This is a genomic window from Corynebacterium sp. HMSC30G07 (assembly GCF_001806945.1).
Classification (GTDB): domain Bacteria; phylum Actinomycetota; class Actinomycetes; order Mycobacteriales; family Mycobacteriaceae; genus Corynebacterium; species Corynebacterium riegelii.
Window position 1 is genome coordinate 29,133 of record NZ_KV786473.1, and the last position, 11,818, is coordinate 40,950.

Consider the following 11,818-nt stretch of genomic DNA (forward strand, 5'->3'; position numbering starts at 1 on the left):
CGGGCAATCCTTTCGATATCCGCGAAGCGAAACAGCCCACTGCCCCGTCGTTCGATCGCTCGCCGCTGCCAAAGATCATCCAGGATTCCTTCACGGCGATCGGCCACAGTGACCTAGCGCGCGCCACAACACCTGATGACGTCATCAACGCATACGGCAAGGTCAACCCAGATGTCGTCGAGGCGATTAAGGCGGGCGCAACCCAAACCCAAGCTGCCTCCCTGTCCGCGCCTTCCATGCCACCGACGCTCAACCCGGGTGCTGGCATGCCAGGTGGCGCACCAGGCAGCCTGGGTTCTGCTGCTGGCATGAACTCGATTTCTCCAGGCGCAGTTGGCAGCCATGTTGCTGGCGTCACATCTGGCACGGGAGCAAACGCCAGCGGTGCTGGTCTTGCCGGTAGTGGCATGGGTGCATTCGGTGGTGCGAACGGCAACCGCGGAGGCCGCAACGGACTCGGTGCGCCGTCGTCCCGTGGCAACGCGAGCCGTGGCACTGCTCATGCGCAAGGTCTTGCCGGCGGTATCGGCATGGGCGGCATGGCTGGTGGCCTTGCCGCAGGCATCGGCGCAAGTGGCATGGGCATGGGCATGGGAGCTGGCATGGGCATGGGTGCCGGCAGTGCCCCACTCAACGGTGCGGGTGCGCCCGGCACAGGCGCTGCTCCAGGCACAAACGCTTACGGTGCAGGAGGCACAAACTCTGGTGCGCAGGCACGTTCCACAACGGTTGCTGGCGGACCAATGGCTATGGGTGCTGGCGGCGGAGCTGGAGGCCAAGGCAAGCAGCGTAAGGCCGCGAAGGTACAGGCAGTCACCAGTGCGGTGGAACGGGATGGCAACCTGAAGGCGTTGCTTGGCGAGGCCCCACTCGTTCTACCCAGCGTCATTGGCAACAACGTACGCGACTAACCACCCAACTTCTTGCGATCTCAGTTTTTCCGCCGCGCGGAAAGCACCGCCTAGGAGCAAGCACTACGTGTCGCTCTACCTGCTGGTGACAAACTGCGGGTTCGTGATGTTGAACTCGCGGCCCTCCATTTGCAGCACCGTCTCAAGGGCATAGGACTTGTTCTTGTTGTCCTCCGACGCACCCCACACAATGGTGCGTCCATCGTTGGTGCGCAGCACGTGGTTGAGCGGGGCGACGTCGATGGCGGCAATTTCGTTTCGGGCTCGCTCGCTAATCGACGCCGCAATATCCACCACAGCCGCCATGGCCTCAGCATCCTCCACCGGCGCCCCGACAAGTTCAATAGCCTGCGGCGGCGGTTCAGCAACTAGGAAGTCGACGCCATTGCTGTCGATCAGATGTGTGCCGTCGTCTTGTGCAATGAACGCAACCGCAACATGCTCCGTGACCTCAACGTCAACGCTGCTTGGCCAATCACGGGATACGGTTACGGTCTCCACCCAAGGGTCAGCGGCAATGTTCTGTGCGGCACGACGCACATCCACGCGCCCCATCGGGGTATCCGGGGCGATATCCGCAAGCTGCTGGACATACTCTTGCGTCAACACATGATTACCGTGCACATTGATCCCGCGCATAGGCACAACTGGCGTGAATGGAGCTACCGCAACCAGAACCGCCACAATGCCAAGGCCGATTCAAAACTCAGTCGTCGAAGCTGAGATGGATTCCCTCGCCATCGGCGCCTTTTAACTCGTCCAGCGCTTCCGTAATACTGCGACCGCGACGCTTCGGCGGTGCCGACACCTTCGCACCGATCCTCACGCCTTTATGCGTCACCGTTGCGCCGTATTCTTTCAGGGAAAAAGCAGACTCGCCGTTAAGTTTCTCCACGCTGATGGGCTGCATCCGCCCCGCCTGAACAACACTGACCAGGGCGTCTAAGACCAGTGGCATCGGGTCTTCAACACCGTCTGGGAAGGTGTCGAAAAACGTGGTCATTGTTTTCCCACCGCGGGTGACGTGTGCGGCCAACAACCCATCGATCAGCACCACCATCGCACCAGCCGAGCGAGTCGGGCCTTGCGCGGGCCACGGCAGCGCCGCCCCGTACGGGTTCGCCGGGTCGGTCGCGGCCAGCACGTGTACCAAAGGGTCGCGGGCACCCGAGGGCCAGCCAACCACGTCATCGGAATCCTGCTGGCCACGCAGCCGGTCAATCGTGGCCGGAGTGGAAAACTGCGAGGCACCAAGGCCCTCAATCAGGTAGCCGCGCATCGCCTTGCCTGATTCCTCAAAACCAGACAGAGTCTTATACGCCAGCGCAAACCCACCAAGAATGTCCTCGGCCACCACGGAGCCGCGGGTGACCACCCCGTAGCGGTCAAGCAGGCTCTCCCCCAGCGCGACGGAGCGGCGCGTGGGGTCGTTATCCGGCATGGGTGTGAGCGACCAGCGGCCCACCATGTCGGGCGGGACCGTCGATGCGAACGAGGTGCGGCCGGAGCGAATCCTGCTTCGTTGTGGCCGCCTCCGCGCCCGGTGCGCCGTCTTCCCGCCGGCCAAACGCGCCCGGATCGGGGCAAACGAATCCGGCGCGAGGAACCCGGCCTCCACCAGGTCCCACATGGCTTCGCGCAGCTCCTCGGTCGTGGTCTGCTTGGCTCCAGCGTCGCCAAGCAGGTCCCCGAACAGGAACCCGCCGCCGCGGCGCACCTTCTCCATCACCTGGGATTGGGTCAGCGACAGCAGGGGTTCCTCAACCTGTGGCATGAGCTGGGCTGCGTAGTCGGCCGGCAGCAGCATGATCCACGGGTCACGCGCCCCTGCCTTGCCGGCGCCGACGATGGCAACCTCGCCGTTGGCGGTGAGCTCGTCGAGCATCGCCGGCGAGTAATCGCCCACACGGGACGGGAAGATATGCGATTCCCAGGCGCTTGCCGGCAGCCGTACCCCGGCGAGCTGTTCGATCACCGAGTAGACACCGTCAGCGCCCCGCAGCGCAGGCGTGACCCCCACCGGAGCCACATTCGACCACGAGGGCAGGAAGCGCCCGTACGCCGACTGCGACACTGGCCGGGTCTGGGCCCGCGCCGCCGCCAGGGAGCGCGAGCGGATGATGCGTAAGACCTCGGCGGCGACGTACTCCTCTTCCTCGACGCCCTGCCGGTAGCGCCCCGGGATCACCTTGTCCTTTTCTATAAGGCGCGACAGCGGCTCATGCGCCGCGCCCACCGCAAGCCCGAACGCGTCCGCAAGATCCCGCAAAACAAACGGCCCTCGGGTGCGCACCCAACGCCCGACCAGCTGCGCCAACGCATCCGGAATCGTTTGCACTTGGGCGGGAATGCCGGGTGGGACGGGCACGCCTAAGCCGTCGCGAAGCAGCGGCGCATCCAGCACCTGGGCGACGTGCTCGCGCCCACCGATGCGCACCCGCATCATACGCGCACCAAGGGTCTGCTCCAGGGAGGTCAGGAGAACTGTGGTGTAGGTGGCAAGCTCATCGATAGGCACGGGCCCCACGATGCGCAGGGTGTCGGCGAACTGCTCGGAAGTCTCGGCGCGGCCTACGCGGCGCAAGCTGGCGTCCACCTCCGCGATGATGTCGGCGTCGAGCAACTCGCGCAGCTCCACGGTGCCCAGCAGTTTTGCCAAAAGCGTTGGGTCCAGCGACAGCGCCGCGGCCCGCTTCTCCGCCAGCGGGGTGTCGCCCTCGTACATGAACGCGCCGGTGTAGTTAAACAGCAGCGAGGAGGCGAACGGGCTCGGCTGATCCGTAGTCACCTCGGCGATGCGCACCCGGCGCGTATTAATGTCACGCATCACCTCCTGCAGGGCAGGCAGGTCGTAGACGTCCTGGAGGCACTCGCGCACGGTTTCCAAGATGATGGGAAAGCTCGGGTAGTTCCGCGCGACGTCCAAGAGCTGCTCGGCGCGTTGGCGCTGCTGCCACAACGGTGCGCGCTTGCCGGGGTTGCGGCGCGGCAACAGCAGGGCGCGCGCGGCGCACTCGCGGAACCGGGAGGCGAAGAGGGCGGAGTTGCCCACCTGTTCGGTGACAATGTCCGCGATCTCGTCGGCGTCGAATTGGAAGATCGCCCCGTCCGGTTCCTTCTCCCCTTGCGGCAGGCGCAGCACGATGCCGTCATCTCCCGCCACCGCTTGGGCGTCCATCCCGGTCTCTTGCGCGACCCGCCAGCCTGTGGCCAGGGCCCACGCCGCGTTGACTCCCTTCCCAAACGGGGTGTGCAGCACGACCCGCCAATCCCCTAGCTCATCGGTGAAGCGCTCCAGCACAAGCGTCTTTTCGTCCGGCAGGATGCCGGTGGCCTCCTCCTGCTCGTCGAGGTATTGCAGCAGGTTGTTGCGCGTCCGCTCGTCCAAGCTTTCGTCCAAAGCATTTTTTGCTTCTCGACGAAACTCCCCCAGCGCCTTCCCCAACTCATACGGCCTACCCAGCCCGTCGCCTGTCCAGAACGGCAGGCGCCCGGTGTGTCCTGGCGCGGGTGAGACCTGCACCTGGTCGCGGGTGATGTTTTCGATGCGCCACGAGGAGGCGCCGAGGGTGAAGACATCGCCCACGCGGGACTCGTAGACCATCTCCTCGTCGAGCTCGCCGACGCGGCGGGGAGCCTTATCTCCCTCTTGCGAGCCTGCGAGCAAGAACACCCCGAACATGCCGCGGTCCGGAATCGTTCCCGCGTTGGTCACCGCCACCCGCTGCGCGCCGGGGCGGGCTTTGAGCACGTTGTCCTCCAGGATGGCGCGGGGGCGCAGCTCAGCGAAGTCGGTAGACGGGTAGACGCCGGTGACCAGGTCGATCACCGAGTCAAACACGTCTCGCGCGAGGTCCTTATACGGCCAGGCGCGGCGTACGGTGTCGTACCACTCGTCCACATCGAGGTCTTCCACCGCAACCGCCGCCACCGTCTGCTGGGCGAGCACGTCCAAGGGGCTTCGCGGTGGCGAAAGCTCCTCGATCAGCCCTTGGCGCATGCGCGGCACCGTCACCGCCGTCTGTACCAGGTCTGAGCGGTGCTTGGGGTAGAAAATGCCCTCAGAGACTGCGCCTACCGAGTGCCCGGCGCGCCCCACGCGCTGCAAGCCGGAGGCCACCGAGGGCGGCGATTCCACCTGGATGACCAGGTCAACCGCACCCATGTCAATGCCCAACTCCAGCGAGGAGGTGGAGATCACCGCCTTGAGCGTGCCTTCTTTGAGCATGGTTTCGGTTTGCAGGCGCTCTTCCTTGGACACACTGCCGTGGTGGGCGCGCGCGATAACGGGTGCGGCGTGGCCCGCGGTGTCCACAGACTTCATCAGCTGCGCCGGTGGGCGACGCGTAGCCACGCTTAACGCCTCCGGGTCGTGCTCTTTCGCCCAGAGCTCATTGATCTGGCTGGTCAGCCGCTCCGCGGTGCGGCGCGAGTTCACAAACACAATGGTGGACCGGTGCGCCATCACCTCTTCATAGACCGCACGCTCAATGTGCGGCCAGATGCTTTGAGGGGTGGCGCTGAAGGTTTCGGCGGGGGTAGCGTCGCCAAGCAAGAGCCCATCATCAAGCACCGCATCGCCGATGGTGGAAGCATCCTCCGGCACCGGCAGATCACTCATGTCATCCACCGGAACCCGCACGGCAAGCTCCCACTTCTTTTCCGCAGGCGGGTTGATAATCGTGGTGCGCGGGCCCAGGAAGTTAGCCACAGTTGCTAATGGACGCACCGTTGCAGACAACCCAATACGCTGAAAACTCCCCGCCAGACGCTCAAGGCGTTCCAACGACAGCGTCAGATGCACGCCGCGCTTCGTGCCGGCAAGGGCGTGGATTTCGTCCACAATCACCGTATCTACTGTCTTCAAAATGCCCGCCGCCTTCGACGTGAGCATGAGATACAGCGACTCTGGCGTGGTGATCAGGATGTCCGGCGGTTTGCGCAGCTGCCGGTTGCGCTCCGCCTGCGGGGTGTCACCGGAGCGCACGCCGACGGAAATATCCGGCATTTGTTTGCCCATACGCTGCGCCACCCGCGCAATGCCGGCAAGGGGTGCGCGCAGGTTGTTTTCCACATCCACCCCAAGCGCTTTCAGCGGCGAAATGTAGAGCACGCGCGTACCCCCGTGCGTGGAAGTGTGCCCACCATCAATTGGCAGTGCCGTCTGACCTGAGCGCTCCACCAGGGCGTTAAGCGACCATAAAAACGCCGCCAAGGTCTTGCCCGAACCGGTTGGCGCAACCACAAGGGAGTTCTCCCCCGCGGAGATGGAACGCCACGCTAAATCCTGCACACGGGTGGGTTCGGCGAAGACCTCCTCGAACCACGTTGCCACCTGGGGGTGGAAGCGATCGAGAACGTTGTCGGACACTCGCACCATGTTACGCGGAAGCGGTATGGTTAGAGGCTATGAGCGCCCAGTACTCCGATTCCAGGTTGACCAATCTGATTGCGCAAGGCACCGGCGAGATCCTTAAAGGTATCCGCGGCGTTGGCCTGCTGCGCGGCCGCGAGTTGGGTGAGGCTGGTGATGACCTTGCGCAGAACTGGATCGCCCGCGTGCTGGAACAGCACCGCCCGGGTGACGCATTCTTGTCCGAGGAAGCCGCCGATGACCCGTCGCGCCTGAACAATAACCGTGTGTGGATCGTGGACCCGTTGGACGGCACGAAGGAGTTTGCCACCGGCCGCCAGGATTGGGCGGTACACGTTGCCCTGGTGGAAGACGGTGTGCCAACCCATGCAGCTGTTGGTCTTCCGGATCTAGGCGTGGTGTTTAAGTCTTCTGACGTGCGACACGTCTCCGGCCCGTTTGCTGGCAAGGTTGCGGTAAGCAGGAACCGTCCGCCTGCTGTTGCGGAGTATGTGGCCCAGCAGATCGGTTTTGAAACCGCGCATGTCGGCTCCGCGGGCGCCAAGGCTATGCACGTGCTGTTGGGCGACTATGACGCCTACGTACACGCCGGCGGCCAATACGAGTGGGACCAGGCCGCACCGGTGGGTGTATCGCTTGCAGCTGGCCTGCACTGCTCGCGTTTGGACGGTAGCGAGTTGCGTTACAACAACGCGGACACCTACATTCCTGATCTACTGATCTGCCGCCCAGAGCTCGCTGACGACATTCTTGCGGCGTGCGCTACGTTCTTTGACCAGCACGGCAGCTACGAAGGAGTTAGCAACTAGTGACTGTCCCCACCCCGTATGAGGACTTGCTGCAAGACGTCTTAGATAACGGCACCGCGAAGGGCGACCGCACTGGAACGGGTACGCGCAGCGTGTTTGGCCGCCAGATTCGTTACAACTTGGCTGAGTCGTTCCCGTTGTTGACCACCAAGAAGGTCTACTTCAAGGGCGTGGTCGGTGAGTTGTTGTGGTTCCTGCGCGGTGATTCGAATGTGCGTTGGCTCCAGGAGCATGGTGTGCGCATTTGGAACGAGTGGGCTGATGCTGATGGTGAGCTTGGCCCGGTCTACGGCGTGCAGTGGCGCTCCTGGCCTACCCCGGATGGCCAGCACATTGACCAGATCCAGCAGGTGGTTGACCAGCTGAGGCAGAACCCGGATTCGCGCCGTATTTTGGTGTCCGCGTGGAACGTGGCTGAGTTGGACAAAATGGCACTCATGCCGTGCCACTTGTTGTTCCAGCTCTACGTTGCAGACGGCAAGCTGAGCATGCAGGTCTACCAGCGCTCTGCGGACATGTTCCTGGGTGTGCCCTTCAACATCGCCTCCTACGCTCTGCTCACGCATATGTTTGCGCAGCAGGCTGACCTTGAGGTTGGTGAGTTGATTTGGACTGGCGGTGACTGCCACATTTACAACGACCACCTGGAGCAGGTCCGTGAGCAGCTTTCTCGCGACGCACGCCCGTACCCGCAGCTGAAACTGCGCAAGGCGGCGTCCATCTTTGACTATGACTTCGATGACATCGAGGTTGAGGGCTATGACCCGCACCCGACAATCAAGGCCGTGGTGTCCGTCTGATGGCAACTTTGGGCGCGATTTGGGCGCAAAGCCTTGATGGTGTGATTGGCAACGGCGAGGACATGCCGTGGCACCTGCCGGAGGATCTGAAGCATTTTAAAGAGACCACGATGGGCCAGCCGATCATTATGGGCCGTCGTACCTGGGAGTCTTTGCCTGTCAAGCCGTTGCCGGGGCGTGCAAACCACGTGCTCTCCTCGCGCGAGCCGGGCGAATGGTCCGACGGCGCCTACGTGTCCACGGACCTGCCGGATCTGGAGACGGATGCCTGGATCATCGGCGGCGGCCAACTCTATGAGGCCACGTTGGATGAGGTTGACGTTATTGAGCTCACGCTTATCGACGCTACGTTGGCCCCCACCCTTGCCACCCCCGTCTTCGCGCCATGTATTGGGCCCGAGTTTGCCTGTGTGTCTGATGGAGAGTGGCAAACCTCTTCGTCCGGTCTGCGCTACAAGTTCCAACGTTACGAAAGGCAATAAAGCAATCATGACTGCTCCTGCAACTACTTCTCACGTGACCATCTTTGCGGCTGACTGGTGCCCGTTTTGCAAGAAGCTGCGCCAGCGCCTGGACCGCACGGAAACGCCGTACGATCTTGTAGACGTTGAGGATGACGGCATGGATGACGTCAACGAGTGGATCAAGTCTGTCAACGACGGCAACCGCATCGTGCCCACCGTGCTCTACTCCGACGGCACGCATGCCACCAACCCGGAGGCCTCCGCCGTGCGCAAGAAGCTGCGTGAGCTGACCGGCGAAGAGTAAGCCGTTATCTAGCGAAGTCTCGCAGGGCGGCCTCTGCTGCCCACCATCCTGGCATGCCGTGAACGCCTGCACCTGGGGCTGTTGACGCTGATGCAAGGTACAGCCCGCGGCGCAGGCGGTGCGGCTGGCGCATGAGCAGTTGCGTTCCGTCCATGGCCCCGCCAGCAATGTCGCCCCCGACAAGGTTTGGGTTCCATGCTTCAAGCATCTGCGGGGATGTGTCTATCCTGCCTGCCACAACGTTGCTGAATCCGGGGGCGAATCGTGCAATCTGCGCCTCTATTGATGCAGCGACCTCGCCCGGGTAGCGCTCCCGGTAACCATGCGGCACGTGAGCGTAGCTCCATAACACGAGGCCTCGCGACGGATCAGCGACGAACTGTTGGCTCACCATCACAAACGGCTGCTTGGGCATCACGCCGTTGGCCACGGCTTTCTCGGCCTGCACGATCTCTTCTGCTGTGCCGCCCACGTGCACGGTTGCGGCTTGTCCCACACGCGGGTCAGCCCAGGGCACGGGTGCGCGAAGCAGGAAGTCCACCTTGTGCACTGCCGGACCGTAGCGCCATGTACGCATGGAGCGAACCCTTTTGGTTGGTAGCGCGGTGCCTCCCATGCGCAGGACCTGCTTTGGGGTGAGGTTGAGGATCACCGCGTCTGCGCTTGGCAGCCTGGTTACTTCCTCGCCGCAGTGCACAGTGCCGCCGTGGGCTTCAACGATCCGCCGTAACGCTGCAGTGATCGCACCGGTACCGCCCTGCGCAACCGGCCAACCGCGAGTCATGCCAAGCGCACCGAAGAGCAGGCCGAACGCCCCGGTAAACGGTCGCGACGGCGAGGTGATCGCGTGCGTTGCGCTGCCGGCAAACAGGGCGCGGGCCTCCTCAGAGCGAAATGCCGCGCGCCCAAGTGTCGTTGCAGGCAGCACGCCCGGCACGCCGAACCTTGCTAGCGCAATCGGGTGCCGTGGCAAGTGCGGCATCGGCGCCAAGACGTCTTCAAGAATGCCATCGATGCGCCCCACCACTGGCCGGTGCAGTCGTGTCCACGCCTCTTCGTCCGCACCGAGGTTCGCCGCGGTTTCTTCCAGTGAGCCCGCGAGCACTGCCGCGCCCCCGCCAAGGGGATGTGCCATCTCATACGGCGCGCGCAGCCACCGCACGCCATGGTCTTCAAGCCGCAACTTGTGAAATGCCGGGCTGGCCACACCGAAGGGGTGCCCGGCAGCGCCAAGGTCTCGATGCTCGCCGCTATCAAGCACATCCGTTGATGCTGCTCCCCCAACCGAGTGTGCGCGTTCAAACACCTCCACCTGCCATCCTTCTGTGGCGAGGCGTGCTCCGGCGGTCAACCCGTTGGGGCCAGCGCCTATTACTGCGGCGGTTGGTTTCACTCAGCCCATGTTAGGGCCCGTGTGTTAGGGCCCGTGTTAGGTCCCTGCATTACACTGCGCCGGGTGAATATGAAGCAGATTGGTTGGATGTTGCACTGGGTTGTGCGCATGGTCGTGCTGGCAATGTTGCTGCCGTACGCAGTGTTCAAACTCGGGTTGATGCAGATGAGTACTCCGGATTTCCCGGAGCTTCTGATCACGCTGGGCGAGAAGACCCCGATGGGCTTGCTGTGGACGTTTATGGGGTTCTCCCCTGTCGTGCAGTTTCTTGCGGGCCTTGCGGAGTTTGTTGCCTGTGTGCTGTTGCTGTGGCGGCGGACTGCGTGGCTTGGTGGGTTGATCGGCTTCCTTGATCTGGCCGTGGTTTGGCTACTGAACATGACGTTTGATGTGCCGGTGAAAATCCCGTCTGCGATTCAGGCGCTGCTGTTTCTTCTGGTGTTGGCGCCGTGGCTGCCGCGGCTGTTTCGCTTCATTGCTGGCCAAGCCACTGAGGCGGTAGATGCCCCGCGGGTGATCACGTCAGACAAGATTCACCGCGTGACCCGCTTCTTCCCCGCCCTAGCTGCGGTGGTGTTGCTTGGCGGCGCCGGGTTCGCAATGTTCACGGGAATGCCGAAAGCCGTTGACCGTGAGGGCACTGAGCTTTCGGGCGTGCATACTGTCGCCGGCGGGGACATTGAGCCTTCCGCGGATTTGTCGCAGGATAACCGCTGGTCCGAGATCGCGTTCGGCTCCATAGACGGCTTCCAGGCTGAGCGGTTCCCCCAGGTTGAGGGCGAGACTCCGGAGGGTGATTTCCATGGGCTTCTTGCTTTACGACGCACCTCCGGCGCCCTCCAAGAAGGCTTCTACACCCTCCAAGGCGACCGCGTTATTATCCAGCTCACCGCCCCGATGACGGATGATCGCGTCAATGCTCGCCCCCGCGGTCCAATCGAGGAAACCCTGGAGTTCACGTGGCGCACCAATGGCGACACGCTGGAGCTTCTGCCTGACTACGGCACCGCGTTCACCCTCACCCCCTCCAAACTGGGCACGACGCTGTTGGATCAGCCGTTTACGTGGATCGCGCCCCCGTTCAACCGCTAGCGTGATCCAGCCCAATTTCAACAGCCCAATTTCAACAGCCCAATTTCAACAGCCCAATTTCAACACCCGCGCGGCGCTGCGGTAATCTAGCGCCACTGCCCCAGTAGCTCAGTGGATAGAGCACTTCTCTCCTAAAGAAGGTGTCGGAGGTTCGATTCCTCTCTGGGGCGCTTCTCTGGGGCGCTTTTGGGGGTTTCGAAGAATCTAGTTTGATTGTTCGAACAACCCCCTCAAAACATCAAAAACGCCTCTACCTGCACAAATAGGAGAGGCGTTTTTGTTGTGCCGAGACCGTTTCCGGGCTGTCGTTACCAAAAAATGGCCGAAAATCGCTACCCGTTGATCGCTTCTATGGGGTGTCGGGCCGTCCCGTAAAGGACGGCGACCACACCGCCTGGCCGCTGGCTGGGACTTCGATCGCGCCCCTCAATGAAAGGCCGTCCCGCAAAGGACGGCGACCGTGACGCACGATGCGTGGCGTAATTCCCCTGTGGTCCCTCAATGAAAGGCCGTCCCGCAAAGGACTGCGACCGTCGACCCAATCAATCCAAGGGTGGTCGGACACATCGCCCTCAATGAAAGGCCGTCCCGTAAAGGACGGCGACGAGGTTCGATAAAGGAGTACACGTCCCGGCCCGGCCCCTCAATGAAAGGCCGTCCCGTAAAGGACG

General features: G+C 62.8%; 8 protein-coding genes, 1 tRNA gene and 1 pseudogene. 7 read left to right on the forward strand and 3 right to left on the reverse strand.

Annotated elements, in window-relative coordinates; all coding sequences use genetic code 11:
- Positions 1-911, forward strand: a pseudogene (locus tag HMPREF3104_RS12500) (hypothetical protein); the annotation flags it as partial.
- A gap of 75 nt (positions 912-986) precedes the next feature.
- Here HMPREF3104_RS12500 and HMPREF3104_RS08365 read toward each other — a convergent pair.
- Together HMPREF3104_RS08365 and HMPREF3104_RS08370 are read right to left on the reverse strand one after the other, a co-directional pair.
- A complete protein-coding gene (locus HMPREF3104_RS08365; RefSeq protein ID WP_052205061.1) occupies positions 987-1,550 on the reverse strand; it encodes a cell division protein FtsQ/DivIB in 564 nt (187 codons plus the stop codon).
- A gap of 67 nt (positions 1,551-1,617) precedes the next feature.
- Positions 1,618-6,282: an ATP-dependent helicase gene (locus tag HMPREF3104_RS08370; RefSeq protein ID WP_210386496.1), complete on the reverse strand. Its 4,665-nt coding sequence runs from the start codon at positions 6,280-6,282 to the stop codon at positions 1,618-1,620.
- Between the two features lie 38 nt (positions 6,283-6,320).
- Between HMPREF3104_RS08370 and HMPREF3104_RS08375 the strand changes: the two genes are divergently transcribed.
- Genes HMPREF3104_RS08375 through HMPREF3104_RS08390 form a run of 4 tightly spaced genes read left to right on the forward strand, consistent with a single transcriptional unit; the run spans position 6,321 to position 8,662 of the window.
- Positions 6,321-7,094, forward strand: a complete 774-nt coding sequence (locus tag HMPREF3104_RS08375; RefSeq protein ID WP_052205063.1) for a 3'(2'),5'-bisphosphate nucleotidase CysQ — start codon at positions 6,321-6,323, stop codon at positions 7,092-7,094.
- Positions 7,094-7,894 carry a thymidylate synthase gene (locus tag HMPREF3104_RS08380; RefSeq protein WP_052205064.1) on the forward strand — a complete coding sequence of 267 codons (801 nt, stop codon included), beginning with the start codon at positions 7,094-7,096 and terminating at the stop codon, positions 7,892-7,894. The genes HMPREF3104_RS08375 and HMPREF3104_RS08380 overlap by 1 nt, the downstream gene beginning before the upstream one ends.
- Complete coding sequence (locus HMPREF3104_RS08385; protein ID WP_070495161.1) at positions 7,894-8,376, forward strand: dihydrofolate reductase; 483 nt, start codon at positions 7,894-7,896, stop codon at positions 8,374-8,376. Before HMPREF3104_RS08380 ends, HMPREF3104_RS08385 begins: the two co-directional genes overlap by 1 nt.
- 7 nt (positions 8,377-8,383) lie before the next feature.
- Positions 8,384-8,662, forward strand: a complete 279-nt coding sequence (locus HMPREF3104_RS08390) for a mycoredoxin (RefSeq protein ID WP_052205066.1) — start codon at positions 8,384-8,386, stop codon at positions 8,660-8,662.
- Positions 8,663-8,666: 4 nt separating this feature from the next.
- Here the strand turns inward: HMPREF3104_RS08390 and HMPREF3104_RS08395 are convergent, their stop codons facing one another.
- Positions 8,667-10,055 carry a phytoene desaturase family protein gene (locus HMPREF3104_RS08395; protein WP_070495162.1) on the reverse strand — a complete coding sequence of 463 codons (1,389 nt, stop codon included), beginning with the start codon at positions 10,053-10,055 and terminating at the stop codon, positions 8,667-8,669.
- 63 nt (positions 10,056-10,118) lie between these two features.
- Between HMPREF3104_RS08395 and HMPREF3104_RS08400 the strand changes: the two genes are divergently transcribed.
- Both HMPREF3104_RS08400 and HMPREF3104_RS08405 read left to right on the forward strand, forming a co-directional pair.
- On the forward strand, positions 10,119-11,147 hold the full coding sequence (locus HMPREF3104_RS08400; RefSeq protein WP_141738181.1) for a hypothetical protein: 1,029 nt from the start codon (positions 10,119-10,121) through the stop codon (positions 11,145-11,147).
- Positions 11,148-11,244: 97 nt separating this feature from the next.
- Positions 11,245-11,317: transfer RNA gene (locus tag HMPREF3104_RS08405), tRNA-Arg, on the forward strand.
- Positions 11,318-11,818: the final 501 nt, after the last annotated feature.

Coding starts and splice junctions, on each gene's coding strand:
- HMPREF3104_RS08365 (WP_052205061.1), bottom strand. CDS start 1,550: ATGCGCGGGATCAATGTGCACGGTAATCATGTGTTGACGCAAGAGTAT.
- HMPREF3104_RS08375 (WP_052205063.1), top strand. CDS start 6,321: ATGAGCGCCCAGTACTCCGATTCCAGGTTGACCAATCTGATTGCGCAA.
- HMPREF3104_RS08390 (WP_052205066.1), top strand. CDS start 8,384: ATGACTGCTCCTGCAACTACTTCTCACGTGACCATCTTTGCGGCTGAC.
- HMPREF3104_RS08385 (WP_070495161.1), top strand. CDS start 7,894: ATGGCAACTTTGGGCGCGATTTGGGCGCAAAGCCTTGATGGTGTGATT.